The organism is Aeromonas sp. 603607 (assembly GCF_049171595.1).
GTDB classification, from domain to species: Bacteria; Pseudomonadota; Gammaproteobacteria; order Enterobacterales; family Aeromonadaceae; genus Aeromonas; species Aeromonas veronii.
In genome coordinates this window covers 1-18,927 of sequence record NZ_JAAKOV010000024.1, presented here as the reverse complement: position 1 = coordinate 18,927, position 18,927 = coordinate 1, and the positions used below count along the sequence as shown (strand labels likewise).

The 18,927-nt window shown below is 46.7% G+C and carries 15 protein-coding genes, 1 tRNA gene and 3 pseudogenes; 12 read left to right on the top strand and 7 right to left on the bottom strand.

Translation table 11 applies throughout. From position 1 onward, the window contains the following. Positions 1-12: 12 nt before the first annotated feature. Together G5315_RS19005 and G5315_RS19000 are read left to right on the top strand one after the other, a co-directional pair. A tRNA-Pro gene (locus G5315_RS19005) sits at positions 13-89 on the top strand. Between the two features lie 744 nt (positions 90-833). Then, on the top strand, positions 834-1,043 hold the full coding sequence (locus tag G5315_RS19000; RefSeq protein ID WP_164091211.1) for a hypothetical protein: 210 nt from the start codon (positions 834-836) through the stop codon (positions 1,041-1,043). A 104-nt stretch (positions 1,044-1,147) separates the two neighbouring features. Here G5315_RS19000 and G5315_RS18995 read toward each other — a convergent pair whose 3' ends face one another. Then, complete coding sequence (locus tag G5315_RS18995) at positions 1,148-1,714, bottom strand: hypothetical protein (RefSeq protein WP_421333717.1); 567 nt, start codon at positions 1,712-1,714, stop codon at positions 1,148-1,150. 118 nt (positions 1,715-1,832) lie between these two features. On the opposite strand from G5315_RS18995, the gene G5315_RS18990 reads away from it, so the two are divergent. The 4 genes and pseudogenes from G5315_RS18990 (at position 1,833) to G5315_RS18975 (ending at position 5,121) form a co-directional block, all read left to right on the top strand. Beyond that, the gene (locus tag G5315_RS18990; RefSeq protein WP_080631368.1) at positions 1,833-2,039 is read left to right on the top strand and encodes a helix-turn-helix domain-containing protein; all 207 of its coding nucleotides are present in this window, start codon (positions 1,833-1,835) and stop codon (positions 2,037-2,039) included. Between the two features lie 240 nt (positions 2,040-2,279). Next, a pseudogene (locus G5315_RS18985) lies at positions 2,280-3,383 on the top strand (DUF3289 family protein). Between the two features lie 610 nt (positions 3,384-3,993). Next, positions 3,994-4,227: pseudogene (locus tag G5315_RS18980) on the top strand (DUF4172 domain-containing protein); the annotation flags it as partial. A gap of 66 nt (positions 4,228-4,293) precedes the next feature. Then, positions 4,294-5,121: a Fic family protein gene (locus tag G5315_RS18975; RefSeq protein WP_245131266.1), complete on the top strand. Its 828-nt coding sequence runs from the start codon at positions 4,294-4,296 to the stop codon at positions 5,119-5,121. A gap of 75 nt (positions 5,122-5,196) precedes the next feature. Here the strand turns inward: G5315_RS18975 and G5315_RS18970 are convergent, their stop codons facing one another. The 4 genes from G5315_RS18970 to G5315_RS18955 form a co-directional block, all read right to left on the bottom strand. Further along, entirely contained in the window at positions 5,197-5,463 is a 267-nt protein-coding gene (locus G5315_RS18970) for a hypothetical protein (RefSeq protein WP_234915294.1), read from the bottom strand. A 43-nt stretch (positions 5,464-5,506) separates the two neighbouring features. After that, the gene (locus tag G5315_RS18965) at positions 5,507-7,387 is read right to left on the bottom strand and encodes a hypothetical protein (RefSeq protein ID WP_194495205.1); all 1,881 of its coding nucleotides are present in this window, start codon (positions 7,385-7,387) and stop codon (positions 5,507-5,509) included. Positions 7,388-7,455: 68 nt separating this feature from the next. Continuing rightward, positions 7,456-7,866: an H-NS family nucleoid-associated regulatory protein gene (locus tag G5315_RS18960; RefSeq protein ID WP_194495203.1), complete on the bottom strand. Its 411-nt coding sequence runs from the start codon at positions 7,864-7,866 to the stop codon at positions 7,456-7,458. A gap of 590 nt (positions 7,867-8,456) precedes the next feature. After that, complete coding sequence (locus tag G5315_RS18955) at positions 8,457-8,648, bottom strand: hypothetical protein (protein ID WP_033113929.1); 192 nt, start codon at positions 8,646-8,648, stop codon at positions 8,457-8,459. A 12-nt stretch (positions 8,649-8,660) separates the two neighbouring features. On the opposite strand from G5315_RS18955, the gene G5315_RS18950 reads away from it, so the two are divergent. Further along, on the top strand, positions 8,661-9,212 hold the full coding sequence (locus tag G5315_RS18950) for an antitoxin Xre/MbcA/ParS toxin-binding domain-containing protein (RefSeq protein ID WP_421333714.1): 552 nt from the start codon (positions 8,661-8,663) through the stop codon (positions 9,210-9,212). Positions 9,213-9,676: 464 nt separating this feature from the next. Here the strand turns inward: G5315_RS18950 and G5315_RS18945 are convergent, their stop codons facing one another. After that, positions 9,677-10,807 carry a hypothetical protein gene (locus tag G5315_RS18945; protein WP_421333712.1) on the bottom strand — a complete coding sequence of 377 codons (1,131 nt, stop codon included), beginning with the start codon at positions 10,805-10,807 and terminating at the stop codon, positions 9,677-9,679. A 78-nt stretch (positions 10,808-10,885) separates the two neighbouring features. Between G5315_RS18945 and G5315_RS18940 the strand changes: the two genes are divergently transcribed. The 3 genes from G5315_RS18940 to G5315_RS18930 all read left to right on the top strand — a co-directional run bounded on the left by G5315_RS18940 (position 10,886) and on the right by G5315_RS18930 (position 14,060). Continuing rightward, entirely contained in the window at positions 10,886-11,227 is a 342-nt protein-coding gene (locus G5315_RS18940; RefSeq protein WP_421333710.1) for a transposase, read from the top strand. A gap of 79 nt (positions 11,228-11,306) precedes the next feature. Beyond that, complete coding sequence (locus tag G5315_RS18935) at positions 11,307-11,417, top strand: hypothetical protein (protein WP_376902966.1); 111 nt, start codon at positions 11,307-11,309, stop codon at positions 11,415-11,417. A 786-nt stretch (positions 11,418-12,203) separates the two neighbouring features. Continuing rightward, positions 12,204-14,060 (top strand): metallophosphoesterase family protein, encoded by a 1,857-nt coding sequence (locus tag G5315_RS18930; RefSeq protein WP_100654370.1) that lies wholly within the window; start codon positions 12,204-12,206, stop codon positions 14,058-14,060. Between the two features lie 206 nt (positions 14,061-14,266). Here G5315_RS18930 and G5315_RS18925 read toward each other — a convergent pair. Beyond that, positions 14,267-14,615 (bottom strand): annotated as a pseudogene (locus G5315_RS18925) (IS66 family transposase); the annotation flags it as partial. Between the two features lie 580 nt (positions 14,616-15,195). Between G5315_RS18925 and G5315_RS18920 the strand changes: the two are divergent. After that, positions 15,196-16,236: an IS481 family transposase gene (locus G5315_RS18920; protein WP_376901543.1), complete on the top strand. Its 1,041-nt coding sequence runs from the start codon at positions 15,196-15,198 to the stop codon at positions 16,234-16,236. Between the two features lie 245 nt (positions 16,237-16,481). After that, a complete protein-coding gene (locus G5315_RS18915) occupies positions 16,482-18,359 on the top strand; it encodes a methyl-accepting chemotaxis protein (protein WP_100654373.1) in 1,878 nt (625 codons plus the stop codon). Positions 18,360-18,927 lie beyond the last annotated feature (568 nt).

Here is an 18,927-nt window from a genome sequence, read left to right as displayed (position 1 = left end):
GTCAGGGATTTTCGGTGATTAGCGCAGTCCGGTAGCGCATCTGGTTTGGGACCAGAGGGTCAAAGGTTCGAATCCTTTATCACCGACCATGTTCATCGACTCGTCCTCAAGACGTGTTGATACAAAGCGCCCTTAGCTCAGTTGGATAGAGCAAAACTAACCCCCAAAGTGTTACCACTTTTTGAGGTGACTAGAGTAGGCAAGGGCTGGAGAGATGGTAAGGTTACCTAGTAAAGCCTTGCTGTTACTCCTTACAAAAAAGAGTTACCATTTTGCATAGCTCTTAAGATGTTGTTGATTTGTAAAATTTGTCCCGTTAGCTCAGTCGGATAGAGCATCCGCCTTTAAGTTATTAGGAGCCTGTACAGGGAAACCTATACAGTGGAGAGGGTGAATTCAAGGAAGCCTCAGCGCGTAATGGCGGTGGTAATCTTGAGCCAAGCTCTACAAGCGTGTAGAGAAGGTGCAGAGACTAGATGGTGCAATGCGATCTCATTGCGGAATACATCATTAGCGCCCTCCACCCAAACAGATAATGCTGTGGGTGAAGATATAGTCCAGACCACAAACACCCTCGGGTGGCAGTGAAAGCTGTAGTGGTAAGCTAAGCGGATGGTCGCAGGTTCGAATCCTGCACGGGACGCCATTTTCAGAAGTAAAAAAGCCAGCATTAGCTGGCTTTTTTACTTCTATAACCTCTCAATTAAATCCCCCCCTCCCCCATTGGACAACCAATGACGACCTTATTGGTCTTTGGATGAGTACGCCCTCATCACCTCCTCCACGGCAAAGTGTTGGCTCATGACAACCTTATCGATCGGATCTATGTGTGTATGGCTCTGAGCAAGATAGCGGTCTGTTTTGTGACAGCCAACGGGCGTGGCATTGATGTCGCCAAGCGCCTGCTGGAGTTCTGCACGAGTCTGCGCCTGCTTTGCTGGGCCCATGTACTGCGCAACGTGGCTATTATCGCCCTGAGTGGGGAGCTGTTTCGTCAACGCTTACTTTCGTTGGTTGAGACGACCAAACACTTGGGACATTGACCCCAAGAGTGACTGCATACAATTATCCGAGCCCGCATCGAGAAACGGATTACCCCATTCACTCCGAACTGTGTGCATCAATCCCCTGACGCTGAACGGTTACATCAAGAGGCGCTTCTAAACGCCATCAGCCCCCTCAAAAGCCTCTCCACGGCCTCCAGCCTGCCCCGCAAATCGCGACTTTCTGCAACGGTATGGTTGATGGCCCTTTCAATCGCTAGATCCAATATGGAGAAGTCGGATCTTAACTCCTGGTACTCAGTGAGCATTGAATCACATTCCTGCAACGCTTGACGGTAGTGCTGTGCTCTCGCACTCAGCCCCTCCAAGACAGACTCATACGCTTCCAATTCTCGCTCCTTACCCGATTCCGTTACAAGCGCATCCGGCCCAATAAATTCCTCTTTGAAATGCACTTCATCGAACTTGGGAGTCCTGATGAAATGAGAAAAGCGCCTCCCATCATCAACGTTCTTCCTTTTTAGAAGTCCCTGATTTACGAGCTTAATCAGATGCCGATAAATGAAGGTATAACGCCGCTTACGTATCTGCGATTCTGCTTTGTCACCAAAAATGGCATTTACAAATCCTATCGCAGTGAAGTCATCCATCTGCAATCGAATGAGTGCGGTGTAGAGCGCGGTTGGTAACCACACAGTCTGGGAGCTCATAAGCAATACTCAGCCTCGAACGAAAACATTTAGTGGAAATCTAAACTCGATTGCGGATTATAATCCGTGGTCGTTAGCCAGACAACCAGAGATAGTGCTCGCCAGTGAGAGGCGAGACATGCAAGATCTAGCAAAAAAATTTGGTGATGCTGTGCGTGATAGACGGCTTCAATTGGGCGTATCGCAAGATGCACTCGCATATGCGGCCGAAATTGATAGAAGCTACGTAGGACGAATTGAGCGTGGTGAGGTTAATATCACCCTGGAAAAGGCTTATCGTCTTGCCAGAGTAATGGGGTGTGACATTCGCGAGTTGCTGCCATAGATATATTTGCCAAGTAATTATCTCTTTACCCAGATAAAACCAAATTTCCCTATAATTATTCACAGTGATGGCAATTAGCATCATTGCCATCCTTAGCATTTGTCTATTAGCTATTAATCCCCCGCGTCCATCGATAGAAAGCGTCACAAACTGCCGTTTTCAGAAAATGCCTACATGGTCTCGATTGGCGCATTGATGATAAAGTGATCCTCTCACTACTTTTCATCGAGCCCTCTATACATGCAGAAACCAGACCTCAGAGACATCAGCCAACTCACCAAGGACGAGTTCAAGCGCATTCTAGGCCCTGTGGCAGGAAGCCTTGATGATGGTTCAAAGGTCGTATTGGGGATGCAATCTGATGTGTTTGCTTGCTGTACTATTCAGGGAGACCAAATCTCGGTGAGAGGGACGCCCAGGTTTGAGCAGGCCATCAAGTCGGCATATGCCCAGGCCAAGCCAACAATGTGGTTTGGTTCGGCAGAGAAAGAGCGTCCGAAAACAGAAACCATACCTCCTGCTCTCAAGCCAAAAACCGATACAACGTCAGCCACAACCTATCATGTGCCTGTGCTCATTTACAAGTCGAAGCGTGAGCCAGGTAAGAACGTTGATGGTAGCCCTGCCGAAGATATGACCTATGGTACGATGACGGCTGAGCAGATCAAGGCTATCCCCATGTTCGTAGGGAAGATGGGAGATGACGGCTTTATTGGCGATCTCGAAAAGAGTGACCCCAAGGTGTTCTTTAGTAGCTTCCGCAACATGGCCACATTGTTTGCAACTGGTGACTTGAAGATGAACATTCTGGCCATGATCGCCAAGTTCGAAAAATCTGAGGGGGGTGAATACCGGAACCAAGCATTGACGAGAGCAGCGCGAGCTCACCCGACCACGATCAAGTTCTCAGATACCCTTATCAAGGAAGTGAAGGCAAAGCTGGCCGAAGTTGATGGTGATGTGAATAAGCTTGTTCTGAGTGACTTGATGCAGCAATACAGCAAGACCTCCGGCTTTCGGTTACCCATCTTCAACTCTGCGGTAGATAAGGTGCAAGGCCTCACAATTGCGGTGAACGATGTCTGGGCAGGCAAGGCGGAAATCACGACATATGAAAAGTTTGGCGATTTCTACAAGGGCACGATCAAAGTAACGCTATATGACCACTTCGGTCTCGATTATCCTGACATTGGCCCTGACCCCACAACCGGAAGAGTCAAGTTCTAGGGCCTGGCGTCCGGTTTCAGAAGCTGGTTTGTTCTTCAACACTACAAGCGCTTTGCCTACAAGCCATTTTTGACCGTCATTGAACTCAGCTATCCATTCCAAGGGGAACTAAAGTGAGCGCAGCAGTGAAGACAGAGAGAACATGGGTATTCGTGTTGTTCATGCTCTATCACCTCTTGAATGCATCGATCCTGTTCATTCAGCCTGTCTATGACTGGTTTAACGATGAATACTCCCTGACTGGCCTATATGTACTGCTCATGCCCTATCTCTGGGGTTTGATAACAATACTGGGGGCGATTTTGTTCTTGTCAGATCGATCTTGGAAATACCTCGCAGGCAATCTACTCGGTGGTTCAATTCTTCTCTTCTGGTGGCTTAGACTGGCATTCCAATATTAGTGAGTATCGTCAGGCATATGAATGAGTAGACCGAACGGCATTATCTTGGGGGTGGATTCATGCAGCGCAAGCTGCAAGCTCACAAGAACCATTCGAAACGAAAACGAGCTTCCCGCCTCGTCTATCTACTGGTTGCTGTAGCGCCACACAGCAGCAATAAATCCAGTTTTTCGTCAGCTCCGGTCTGAGATTTTCAGCCTGGATCTCCATCCTCATTTCCAGCTCTGCTGGTCTGCTGCATGTGTTATATTCGGCTCAGATGTTGAGCCGAATGATGGGCTGGGTCGGCTCATTATTGAGACCCTAGCACGTTGGATGAGGAAATAATGGAACCATTTTGGATTTGGCAACAAGCAGATTGGCCCCATTTTCGTTGGCGGGATAGCGAGATATTGCCCAGATTACGGCAGGTTCAACGCAGGCAGGGAATTCTAATCGGTCGTCATTCCAGGTTGGGGAACCCCGACCAAACGTTGGACACGTTATTGGCTAACATCATCGCCTCGTCCGCTATCGAAGGCGAACGCCTCAATGCACAATCCGTGCGTTCCTCTCTGGATAGGCGGTTAGGAGGCTCACAAACTCAGTCCTATCCAGTATCAGAGCGCTCAGAGGGGCTCGCGGCCATGATGCTGGATGCCATCGACAATCATGGACAGCCGTTGACGATTGAGCGGCTTTACCAATGGCATCGTTGGTTGTTCCCCGTCAACGAATGGTCGGTGAAGCGGCTGCATGTAGGGCAGTTGCGAGGAGATGCGCCGATGCTGGTTGTCTCTGGACGTGTAGATCGCCCCACCGTGCATTTTGAGGCACCGCCCAGAGCAACTCTGGACGATCAACTGGCCGAGTTCATCCCCTGGTTTAACCAGACTCAGCATGACCCCACGATGGATCCACTGCTTCGTGCGGCGATTTGCCATCTCTGGTTCGTGACCCTGCATCCCGTTGATGATGGTAATGGGCGGCTCACGCGGGCATTGACCGATCTCGCGCTGTCACAGGCTGACAGCCACAGCATCCGGCTGTATGCCATGTCAGTTGCGATTCTAGAGCTGCGGGGTGACTACTATCGAGCGCTTGAGTCAGCGCAGAGGGGCTCGCTAGATATTACCTCCTGGATCTGTTGGTTCCTCGACACACTGGATTACGCCATAGAGCTGGCATTACAGGTTATTGAGCGTTCTCTTGCCAAAAAACATTTCTGGTTGCAGCACTGTCATGATGGTCTGAGTCCAGAGCAAACCAAGGTTATTAACCGTTTATTGGATGGCGGCCAACAAGGTTTTGAAAATGGCATCAACGCCAGCCAATATCAAAAAGTCACCGGAGTCAGCAAGGCGACGGCTACACGCCATCTGGCCGAATTGGTGGGTAGGGGGTGCATTGAGAAATTACCTGGTGGCGGACGCAATACACGCTATCAGATCCGCTTGCACACCGAGGGAGTTTGAAAAAGCATCGCCATGGGGTGTTATTTTTATTTGGTAGATAAAATCTGCGATTAACGTACCAATGACGATCTTTAGTTAAATATTGACGCCATGATTAGTTCCGTCAGGCATATGAACGAATAAACTTAGCCGACAGTCATTACTCTCAACAGACCTTTTGAGCGACAATAAACCATCGAGAACATCGGGATCTATTTCAGGAACATCACCAGCCATGAGATTTGAAAGCAATTTGGTCAGAGCGATACGGACTCTCAGCACTTCGGCAAGCTCCTTTGTGCTCTGAGCTACCTCAAATGGTTGTGATTCGATTAAATCTTCAAATTTTTTACTCATAGACATCAGATACCTTATAATAAATGGCTAGGCCATTTGGCAGAAAATGCTATCCATTAACAGTAGAAAAGGCATCTCTTACATGTTTCACTATCACAGCATCTTGAGAAACTAGATGATTTAGACTCGATAACTTAATATATACCGGATTGTTTATTAAGTCAGAGTTGCGAGTATACATTTCAAGTGCTTTAATCGCCCATCCACCCAGTGATATATAGCCAGCCCCCATAACATTTGAGTATTCCATTACAGCCCCAGCAGCTGCGGGAATAAATGCACCAGCAAAATCCAGAGATGCTACTCTCGTTTGATTTTTTTCAATCCTTTGTATTTCTTTGTTTAAGCAGTAGAGCTTTTCTGTTCTTTGTTCCTCACTAAGCCTAGAAAATTCACCTATTATTTTTGGTAGAGTTCTAATAAGACTGCGTGATAATGCATCATCGAGTTCCAGTACGCTCATGTCATTATTAACTGCAAACACTTTACTCAAAATTGTCGATATCTCAGACTCTCGTATGGTTTGTGATGTACTAACAACTCCGTTATATAAGCCACTAATTATTTGGCAAGCATTAACCTCTGAGTAGCCACTAGAGTCGAATGGAAAGTGATGGGCTTTTAATCCTTGGGAAAACTCGTAGCTAGAGCTCGCACTAGATAATTCTATAGTATAGTCTTTTCCTTTTTCTTTAAATCCCATTATGGCCATTTCAGATAGGCCCAAATAATGTGCACCTACTGCGCCTTCTTTATTTACAATATACTCTCCGAATTGCCATTGTGCCGAAAGCATATCCGCTAATCGCTGCAATCCTAGATTTCCAGAACGAGAGCAGTGGTGAACAAAATTATATTGCTCATCACTCGAAAAAGTAGTCCCAACAACACCACTCTTTTCTTGGATACCTTGAATGGTTGCTGCGGCTAAACGTCTAGAGAAAATAATAGAATTAGGATTAACTGAAATAATGTCAAGGAGCAAAGATTGAGAATACCTAGCTAGATTTTGTGGGACAACAAATAATAATCGCCCACGAAAAATCAATTCACGCAACTCAAACCTATTAATTTTAAACATTTCATAGAAATGCTCATTGGACTGCTCAAGCGGCAATGCGATAACCACCTGTTCATATAGCGTCAAATAGACCCTAATATTTAGACGAGAGAAAACTGATGCATCAACAAAACAGCGTGTTCCGATTTTATCAAAACCAGGCAATAAGTAACTCGCTGCTGAATCAGAATGATTCCCACTAAAAATAAAATGTCGATTCTCAAGCCAAAAATCTTCATCTTCTTCATAGCATGCAAGTAATTCTTTTGGGAATTGCTTATGAATCAGTCCGCTAGCAGCCAATAATAAGTTGCCATTTTGATTTGGTTTATAGTGAACTTCGCCAGGGTAGTCCTTTATTCTATCATTGTGTATAAATACGTAATCATACCCTTGATAACCAAGAGACTCACATATCAACTGAATTTCTTCCTTGTCACTTTCTGTAAAATTACATTTTAAGGTAATCTGGAACTTGTTAGTCCCATACTTAAAATCAACGTAGAATGGATGATATTTTTTAGGAATATGCAAATTCAGTTCATTAATTGTTTCGTGCATATTCATAGGATGACCATGAAGATGACTTTTCTCAATTGAATTTCGCAGCGCTATAGGCTTATAGCTATCTAAGATCTCCCCAACAATTTTTGCGGCTGGAATTCCGGCTGTTTTAAAATGATGATACTGCTGACTTAGCTCCTCTAGAAGCTCCTTGTTACTGTTTACTTCTAGTATCACAGCAAATAATAAATCACCATCTGTAAACAATCCCTTATGTGTATATTTATGAGTGTCAAACCTAAATCTCTCATAGTCATGACGGATCACATCCATTATTGGAAGACTATAAGGAAAGCTATCACTCATAATTAACCTCTACACATATCTATGGTAGCTAGAAAGAGCCCATGCCACACAGGCATGGGCTCTCAGCACTAGATCAAGAACTCTTCCAATGCTCGACCACTCGCAACAGCTTCTGCGATGGCCTTGGGCATACGACCTTGGCCAGTCCAGGTTTTCTCCTGACCGTCCTCGTTATACTTGTATTTGGCAGGACGAGGAGCGCGTTTGGCTTTGTTGGCTGAACCATCAGCTTTCGCTGGAGCCGCAGTACCAACCAGCTCGCTCGGATCGATGCCAGCCTCTTTCAACATCTCGGTAAACTCTGCCAACTTTTGCAGGCGCTCGGCAGACTCGGCTTTGATTTTGTTTTCTTGCTGCTCACGCTCAGCAAAAATCTCTTCGAATTTTTCTCTGATTTCGACCAACTGCTCAAATGACAACTCACGCAATGCAGCTCGCAGACTACGAATATTCATCAGTATTTTCAAAAAATCGTTCATTTTTATCCTCATGTATCACATTTTTATATCAGGAAAATTATCTCTCAATCCCAGCATCAGCTCCACTGTTTTTGGCACCAAGATGATTCGAAAAAGCATCATTTAAAAATCCTGAGCTAAATTGCGTTTGGATCTGCTTAGTGACCTGGCTCCAATCTTCTATGAAACTGTGTAGCCAAAAAATTAATCTATGTAGTAGCTAGCGTTGAGACCACCTCACCAGATGAGCCGATGAATGATCTTGATCGGCTCACGAAATGAGCCGATAGGACAATATCATTGGCTCACAGAATGAGTCGATGATAAGAAATTTTAGATTTGCCCCTTGAGGATCCAGACACTTCGCCCCTCTTAACTTAAGAGGAAGTCTTGGATGACTAGGCCACTACACATCCATGTCTCCAGAAAGCAAAAAACCCCGCAACGAGGCAGGGTTTCAGCATTTTTTCAACTTCGCACTCAGGGTAGCGACTCTCCCTTGTTTCAACTTCGCACTTAGGGTAGCGAATCTCCCTGTGCCTTGATTCTATGAAAGGTGAAGCCGCTAGTCAACATTATTACTGGCATAACCAGCATTGAACTCTCATTTGTTATTTTTGGATGTCTTTGCACTCAAATTTTGGAGGTGTTTTCCAACCTGTAACGCGCCCGCTGCGTTTGTTGACCCTTCGGTATTCATTACCCAACAGGATTTCCCATTCAGAGCCGTTCTCCGATAGAACCTGAAAAGTAGTCCCCAGCTCAATGCCTAAACCTGGTTCAGTACAGACCAACTCGGTCATCAGCCCTCCTCAATGCAGGGGCATTTGGTTGTTAATTTTCCACTCAAAACGACAGTTTGGGGTAGGATAGCTCATGAGAGGTCGTGTTTGTACAATGAGGAGTGCTACATGATGCCCTATGCAACCTATCATCCTAGTAGTGACGCAGTTACTCCGAACCGTCTCCTAGAAGGTCTTGGTATTCCTCGTGACCCACTAGGAGCACATCTATGGATCGTGGCTGGCGTTGCTCCTGGCATCATTCATCGACTGGCTGAATTGATGAGTGCAGACATAGGTTTGATATGCCGCTTAGCAGGCATTAGTCGCCACACTGTTGCTCGCAAGCTGAGGATTGGGGCTCCCCTATCAATCTCGCAGGGTGCCAGGGTATACGGCGTTGTACAGGCACTCGAAGCTGTTCTCTTCCTCCACAGAAACAATACCGCCAGAGCATTGTCATGGTTACATCGCCCAGCTTGGGGCTTAGGTGGTAAACGGCCAGCAGAGGTGCTGTCGACAGCTTTAGGGGCTCAGGCAGTAATAGTACTTGTAGGACGAATCCAACATGGGGTGCGCACCTAGAGCGAGGTAGCTGATAGGCTAACTCCCCCTTAAGAACGCTTCAAAAATAACCAACCTCATCTTTTTTCGAACTTTTTTCATTTACCCCACTTGAAAAAATCGAAAAACTGTCCATTTACTATTATTGAGAACAATTAAAAAATTTAAGAATTTCAACATTCCGCTGCTTCGCAGCGAAGATAATCCAGATTTTTAATTCCTTCGAGCTAGCTTTCCTTAAAGGAAGAAAATTGCACTTACAATAAGAAATTACTAGAATATAGTGTGTCAACACTCATCTTTTGTGTGAATTATCTTTTATTAAAGTAATTAGCACACCTAACTCAGCAAGATCTAAATGTAGTGCGTGAGAGGCAATGATTATTTTCACGTTTTAACACGCCTCTCACACTGTCGACAGCTGTCGATTACAAATAAAAACTCAACACAAAAGATAAAAAATATCTTTTCTAGTTAATTCCGCCTTAGTCATATGAGCCGTGATCTTCAAATACGATTCCATCATCAAAATGTTCTTGACATAGCTTATCTACGACTCGCTGAGCCTTGTGATGCAAGACCATCTCTAGAGCTGGTAATGTCAGTGCAGGAAAAGTCTGCCCTTGGATAGTGAATGTATGCTTGTCACTACCCGCATGCATATCATAAGTTGTGGATGTATCGACCTCATTTAGGAGATCATACCCAATACTCTCTGCAAGAAGTACCCATATCCAACAACGATATAAGTCTTCCTTTTCATAGTTGCTAATCAACTTGTGCATTGCGTTAATAGACCCTTGTAATGCAGCTCTAATCCACCAGTAATATGCATGTTGCATATACCTAGCATCTTCGCATTTGACTGCTACATTTTCATGATACGTGTAGTCTTTTAATTCATTCATATATAAAGAAACATCAAGCCGATAGGTTGACAATAACTCTATAGCCTCTATGTCAAATCTCATAGCTGATTTTTTCAAGTGCTGGAGCCAAAGCGAGTATCGTTCTCTATCATTATCAACTAATCCGCCTACATCTGTATCATTAAACTCACCAGCCAGTTTATAAAACTCTTGATGAAGCTCGTATTGTGGGAACGATGAAGCATTTCGGTCTGCAAATGCACTTAACTGGACCAACCCCTGGTGTACTAATGGCGAGTTAAATTCATTCTGTTTAAACATACTCATTAATTCCCCAGCATAATGGTCTGAGGAGCTAAAGCGGCTAGCAGTAGTCGAATTAGGAGGAAGTTGATTACTCTTAATATAAAGCTGAGTAATGTAATCGTCGTTTAGGCGATTCCTCAAAATCTCTTTTACGCGTAGGCTTATAATACCATCTTGCACTAACAATGTGGCCAACTTCTGAGCGATAAGCTCAGGAATACTAATACCCAGAATATTAGCTCTAGCCTCAATTGCACTTACATCCAACGCAACCTGCCATTTCGTATTACTGAGCAGAATCGCATCAGCTTGCAATAACGCGTAAGTACTGTAGCCATAGGCCGCAGCAATCATCTCGTAGATATGACTACGTTTGAGGGAGATGCCTAGTACATCTTTGAGCTCAAGTTGGGTTGTGTGGACGAACGCTTTGATGGTCATGATCCAATCTCCTAGTCCTACCCTGGGGTATACATCGCACGTTTAATCCATCCAAGGTGAGGATTTGAGGTTGAGATCATGTGGCTTGAGAGTAGTAACCATTTTGACTCGTGCGAAAGTCTGGCTGGTCAGCCACGACAAATCATATCCGAATTGACAGAACAGTCCAAGAGAATCATGGACTACGGGCGTAGCCAGTTCTACACCGATCAGATCATCGTCACTTTCCTGATGGTTAAGGGGATTTTCAACCTCACTATGCGGGCTACTCAGGGACTATACTGTCAACGCCCTGTTAGAGCTGATGAATGTGCCACTGTTCACAACGGGTATAGCTATGTCAGCAGGCTAGCACGCACGGTGACGGTGGCTTATCGACAAGCCGCATTACCGTCTTGGTTATCGACTCAACCGGGTTGAAGGTGTTTGGTGAAGGCGAGTAGAAGATCAGAAAACATGGTGGAGAGTCTGGCGCAAGTTGCATCTGGCAGTAGACCCGGTGACCCACGATATCGTGACGGCGGAAGTCTCGTTGGAAAATGTCCATGATGCCGAGGTGTTGCCCACCTTGCTCAACCCTCTGCGGCGTGCATATTCCGGTCGAAAATGAACACCTATTCCGGTTTAAAATGAACGCTGATTCCGGCTTGCGTGTACACCGATTCCGGACACCTCAGAGCACGTACTCTGATGTCAGATGAACCGTCCTGTTCCAACGTCTTGGATCCACAACTGCCGCGCTGCGCTTGGCTGCTGGCTTGTTCGGTGAGTCGAAAAGATGTCTCCCCTCAAAGCTCAGCTTCTGCTCGAAGAATCTCTGTCCGCATACTTTCCGGAAATGGTGTTCACAGATTCCGGAATCACTGTTCAACTTCACCGGAATACGCACGGCGCAAGCTGGGGCGTATCAAACACCTAATGCACTCCGCTAAAGCTTACCATGAGACAACTCCTTGCAACCCCAGCAGGGGCAATCAACAGGCGGATAGTAAGAAACCACGAACAGGCGGAGCAGTTTCAGTCCTGACACTGGAGGGGGCTCGGAAGAATTGCCGCTGTGCTGGTTGAAGCGATCCTCCAACTTAGTAATACGGCCTGGCAGCTTATTTATGAACTCGTCGGTCTGCTCGAGGGCCAGAGAGTTAACTGCCTGTGTCGGATGCTTTATGGTCATGCCAGAAAGCAATACGGGAGGGACCATCTGCAAGCAGAATACGCTGCCTTCACAATATTGTTACTTTTTCCATCGTCGCTAATTACAAAGCTGACTGTGAGCTGAATGTAACTCATATTTATCGGCAGTTATAAACACGCTACTCCACTGTGTAATAAAAACTTAAGATTGCAGTCTTATTCTCGCACTCACCAAACCAAAATTAATCATCAAAGAGTAATTATGTTGCATTTTAAAAAACTAGCATTGAGTGTTGTAGTTAGCTCCATTTTATTAGCAGGCTGTAATGACAATCACAGTCAAACTGACCAATATATTGACAGCGAAAATGTTCAAACACTAAAGATTTCGATTGTTACCGATACACATCTATATGATGGTAGTATGGGGGATGATATTAATGGCGAGATGTTTCAAGCCGCTATTAGTAGCGACCGCAAGGCGTTTTTGCAAAGTCAAGAATTACTTGATCATGCAATTCAAGAAATGATTAAAAACGGTACCAACGTTATTTTAGTACCAGGTGATTTGACCAAGGATGGGGAACGAATTAACCATAAAAAAGTACGTACAAGCTTGCAGCGTGCTAGAGAACAAGGAATCAAAGTCTATGTGGTGCCGGGTAACCACGATATGAATAACCCCTATGGTTATAAAGAATCCCTGACCCAAACCCTGACCGCCAAAGGAGCTGTCTATCTGGAAGGAAATGAGCAGAATGTTGTCCCTGGCAGCATGGCGCCGCATATGACTAACACCACTGGCGAACCTATGTTTATGGAGAACTGGGATAATTTCTACCAAGATTTTGGTTTTAATGAAGCCATTGCCCGAGACCCTAACTCTTTCTCCTTTGTTGCCGAACCAACAGAGGGCGTGCGAATCCTCGCAATAGACTCCATTACCTCCTCCATCAAAGATGTGCAACAGCACTGGCAAGCTAATAGTCCGGATTATAGTAAAACTGGCGGATCTCTGCTGACGCCTGAGCGTTTGAGCACTCTGGAGTGGATTAAACAGCAGGCACAGGAAGCCAAAGATCAAGGAAAGATATTGCTGGCAATGAACCATGCTGGTGTTATTGAACATTTCCCTAGCAAGAGTGCTTTAATCCCTGGTTATGTCATCGATGGTGAAAAAACCTCATTTCATGATAGTATCGATGTACCCACCTATATAGAAGAATTTACCAACACATACACTGGTAAGAAGAGCAAAACCCTCTATACCAGCACCAGTGAGTATATATCAAAAATCTTGGCGCAAGCAGGTGTGAACATTGTGTTTACTGGTCACTTCCACGCTAATGATATTACCAAACGTCAATATGAGGATGGTAGTTGGATCTATGATATTCAAACAGGTGCCTCAGTGAGCTATCCCGCACCTTATCGCTCGGTATTGGTCGATATTAAAAACAAATTGATAACCACAGATGTTGACAACACAACGGTTATGGAATCAGTTCCTGATGCAAATTTAGTTGGTTTGGTCGATGGTTTGAGCCAAAATATTTTCGCGGCACTCGGTGTTGATATTGATGGACCATTGCTGGAGATCCTTGACAATTCACTAACAAAAAAACCTGTGGCCAAAACCATGCTGGATGTCTATAAGCGTGAGAATTGCCAAAAATTTATCTGTCAAGATTCGGAATGGCAACCCCTGTTTGAAGCAGATGTGTTAGCTGATTCAGGGCTTACCTGGAATGAGCTGTATAAGACAACCCTCAGCCAGTTGATCGGTGCGGTGCTCAAAGCCCATTACCATGGTGATGAAGAGAACTCAGAACAAATCGATGATAAAATGCGCTTTGTTTTAAACTGGGCTCGTGAATATGGCCAAAAACATAATGTTAGCAAACAGGAATTGGCAGACGAAGTCACCAAACTTAAGACTTTGACGCTTTCCCAAGAGTGGGACCCTAGCAAGGATCTCAGCAACCTCCTTGGCGATAAAATGCTGGCGCCAATTTATGGCCTACTAGGTACCGTCGGTGAAGGGATTATCTATGATCCGGTACCAGACCTGAATATCCAGATTGACATGACAAACGGCCAATTTGAAAACCTAAAATAATTAGGCCTATCGTACCAGCCGAACCGCTCCCCCTTATGGTGAGCGGTTTTTTTATTAACTGTGGCCATCAAACACAATGCATAAGTGTAATACTCATTATTAATCTGCTATTTGGACACAACACTGATGTCCATACTACCTATTTATGCCGAACTACTCTTCCTACTATTTGTCTTGCTGAACATTCGTATAATCCACACCCACCTTCATGTTAATCGTTCACCGACCGGAGCTTGACGCACACACTCGACAGATATGGGGTAATCCATTTCTCGATGCAGACACGGACGACAACGCGCTGCATCTCCTGAGGACAACGCCCCACTCGCTTGGCCAGCTCCACCAATGACAGTATTCGCTGGCGAAACAACTCCCCACGATGTGAGTATACCCCGCAGCCCCCTTTGTGCTTCAGCACATAGCCACGCCTAGCGAGCGCCCGGCCTCATTGTTGAGCAGCGGAATATCGTCATCGATCATAAACCGCCAAAGCATCTCATCATCCTTGATGAACAACTCGCAGCGGCCACGATAGCACTTGGGGCATAACATGGCCTATGACCACTATAAACTATTATTATCTACCCAATTGTAGGGTAAAGATACATTCATACAGTCCGTGTTCAGCATTTTGATATAAAATGTCCGACCACTTTATACTAGATGTACCACATAGTTAGCTCAGTGAGAACTACAGACTTGAACAAAAATCCGCATGTATCAAATAAATTCGCTAAAGCTATAACCATATATCATACAGCATTATATATTTTTGCAATGATTATTATTGGGTCGACCTCTGGTTGAACTGATTATTACATTTAGATAATGTTACTCCATTGAAACATTGGTGATTACTTTACAAATTCCAACAACCTAAAAACAGGTTACACAATAACTTACTATATATAATTTCAGTCAATGAATGGTTGGTTGGTTGGTTGGTTGGTTGGTTGGTTGGTTGGTTGGTTGGTTGGTATAGGCAACCTATTGAACTTTGATAATTCAAAATTTTTTAAATACAGTCTGTATGGAGATGGTATTCACCTGACAGTTGCCCACAAAAGGGAGTGGTCATACGGCTTCAAACCGGATAACAAAACGGTACCCCTACCGTGTTATCCGGAGTCACCGTATGACCACCAACGAGAAAGTAGCACGTCGTAAACTCAGCCTGCTAGAGCTCGCCAAAGAGCTCAATAACGTCAGAAAAGCCTGCAAGCTCATCGGCTACAGCCGCCAGCAGTTCTACGAGATTCGCCGTAACTACCAGACCTATGGCGCCGAGGGCTTGCTCGACAAACTCCCCGGCTGTAAAGGCGCTCATCCCAACCGGGTCGCTCCCGAGATTGAGCAAGCCATCCTCGATTACTCTCTCACCAGACCAACCCATGGCCCGCTGCGGGTCGAGCAAGAACTGGCTCTGCAAGGCATCAACGTCAGTGCGGGCGGTGTGCGTGGCGTGTGGCAACGTCACGACTTGCTCTCCAAGCATGACCGCTTGTTGCGCCTCGAGAAAACCCATAGGGAACAGACGATTGAGCTCAATGACGAGCAGATCCGCCTGCTCGAGCGCTTCAGCCCCGAGTTTCGCGAACGCCAAATTGAGGTTCACTACACCGGGGAACTGGTGGCGGTCGACACCTTCTTCGTCGGCGCGCTCAAAGGGGTTGGCAAGGTGTATCTGCAAACCGTGCTGGACTGCTACAGCCGCCACGCCTGGGGACGGCTCTACACCAGCAAGCTGCCGGTGACCTCGGTTCATGTGCTCAACGAAACGGTCCTGCCGTTCTTCGAAGCCCATGAGGCTCGGGTCTATACCATCTTGTCGAACAACGGGCGCGAGTTCTGTGGGCGCCCTGACCATCATCCCTACGAGCTGTTCCTGCAACTGGAGGGGATTGAGCACCGGACCACCAAGGTACGCAGACCGCAGAGCAACGACTTTATCGAGCGGCTACATCGTACCCTGCTGGATGAACACTTCCGTATCAAGGGGAGGACAACCTGGTATGAGTCGGGAGAGCAGATGCAGACAGACCTGGATAGCTACCTGGAGCACTACAACATCCAGCGGCCACATCAGGGCAGGATGATGGAAGGACAGACTCCCTACAGCATGTTCAAAAAGGGTCTGAAATTGATACCGAAGGAAGTGCGCACTAAAGTAGCGTAAACAAGACACCGGTTTGAGGCCGGTGTCAGGTGATAACTAGATCTGTACAGCTCCGCTCAGTTCACTTGTCGCCTGACAGGGGATCTCCTGTTGGGACTTGCCCATCTGACTCTCTAGGTTGGTTGAGTCAGAGGCTCAGCTCCCCGGATTCGCTGAAAATTTCGGATTTAGTCAATAACCCACTAAAATTCCACAATAATTAAATTTTTTCCTACACTCAGACTAACGCTCACAGGGATGTCACTATGAACTTATCCATTAAAAACAAGCTGGTCTTGGCTATCGGGATCATCATCCTGGTGATCACCGGCCTGCAAGTCTGGTACAACACCTCACAACTGCGCACTGAAACCCAGAGACTGGTCTGGAGCATCATTGACGAAAGCTCCATGGCCAACGTCAAGGGTATCTCCAACTGGGTCGATGCCCGCATCAGCATGGTCAGTACCACCAAGGAAGCATTCACCAAAGAAGATGAACCCATCAGCCATCTGGCCCAAGCCATGAATGCCGGTGGCTTTGAGGGGGTCTATGCCGGTACTGCTGACGGCAAGATGCTCGAGAGTACCCCCTCCGGCCTGCCAGCCGATTATGACCCCCGTCAACGCACCTGGTACAAGGATGCAGTTGCCGCCGGTAAACTGGTCATCACTGCGCCCTACGCCGATGTCTCTAACGGCAGTTTGATCGTCACCATCGCCGAGCCATTCCAGCGTGGCAACACCCAGGGGGTTATCGCCGGAGATGTCTCTATCAGCGCCCTTATCTCGGATATTCTGACGGTCACTACCGAGGGGACTTACGCCATTCTGGTCGACAGCAACGGCACCATCATCGCCCACCCCGATGCCTCCCTGAGTCTGAAACCCGCCACAACGCTAGCCCCCGAGTTGACCGCGTCTTACATCAATCAGATCGCTCATGACGGTACGATCAACGAGCTGGTGATCAGCGGTAAGAAAGAGGTCTTTGACTTTAACGCGATCCCCAACACCAATTGGTATTACGGCATGATGGTGGATGACGAAACCGCTTACCAGTCGGTACGCCGCATGGTCACCTCCTCACTTATTCAGGGACTTATCACCATATTGATCGTGGCTGGCTTCTCCTATGTCGCCATCAACAGCTCGCTAGCGCCTCTGAAAACCCTGGGCGAGGCAATTGCCGATCTCTCCCGTGGCAACGGCGATTTGACCCGCCGCCTCAAGATCGAGCGTGAAGATGAGGTGAGCGCGGTTGCCAAACACGTCAATACCTTCATTGAGCGGCTCCATGCGATGGTGCAGGACATTTCCAACTCCTCCGGCCAACTCAACCAGCAGGCCAAGTCCTCCCACAGCATGGCGGAGAAGGCCAATGAGGGGCTGGCTCGCCAGCAAAACGAGATCACTCAGATCGCCACTGCGGTCCATGAGATGTCGGCAACTGCGGTCGATGTTGCCAGCAACGCCGAGCAAACTGCCGAAGCGGCCCGCAGCTCCTCCAGCAGTTGCGAGCATGGCAAACAGGTGATCGCCCGCAACCAGCGCTCCATCACCGATCTGGCCACCCAGGTGGAACAGGCCTCCAACATCATTCAGGAACTGGAGAAAAACGCTCAGGAGATCAACACCATCCTCTCCACCATTCAGGGCATCGCCGAGCAGACCAACCTGCTGGCGCTCAACGCTGCCATTGAAGCGGCGCGTGCCGGTGAACAGGGCCGTGGCTTTGCGGTAGTGGCCGACGAGGTGCGCGTTTTGTCACAGCGTACCCACAGCTCGACTGTCGAGATCCGCAGCATGATCGAAACCCTGCAACGCAATACCCAGGGAGCGGTCAGCACCATGCACGAAGGCCAGCAGCTGGCCCAGAACAGCGTGGATGACGCCAACAACGCCACCCATGCGCTGGAGCAGATCACCACCTCGATCAACCAGATCTCCGACATGGCGACCCAGATCTCCAGCGCAGCCGAAGAGCAACGAGCCGTCACCGACGAGGTAAGCCGCAACATTCAGGCGGTCAAAGATGTCTCGGACGAACTGGCGTTGGATGCAGACAGTTCACGTCATCTCTCTGAACAACTTAAAAATATTTCGGATGAACTGAGTAATCAGGTCGGTATGTTCCGCATTTGAGTATGAGTAAAGGGGGCGTATATGCCAAATGCCACTCAGTTAAGGCTCCAGAGGCCGCTCCCCTGATGTGTAAAAATCCGAAACCTTTTGATTTGGTTTCGGATTTTTTATGCTTATCGACTAAGGAAGAGGCGAACAAGTTGATTGCTCCTTCATCATAATCAGCCTACTCACGTTTATAATTTCATTACTCCATTCGCACCGTCCTAAAAACATCCGATTACATCTCTATCTTGTTGATATGAAACTGATATATCCATAGCTTACATTAAGTAACGTTAAAAACGTTTGCCATAGTTCTTACATGTGATTGAATATTCGCCGCTCAATTTTTGAGCATGCAAAGGTTATGGATATTAGAATGGATAGTGCAATGTTGTTGCCTGCGGAAAATGCGGGTCATACGAGCCCACCTCGTATGACCCTTTTATTATCTCGTCTGCAATTTGGGGCGAAGATGAATGTTTTGATGGGACTTATGTTGTTGTTAAGGAAGGTGCGAATAAGCGGGGAAATTCTTCTCGGCTGACGCAGTCATTTCATTTCTTCATGTTTGAGCCGATTTTTT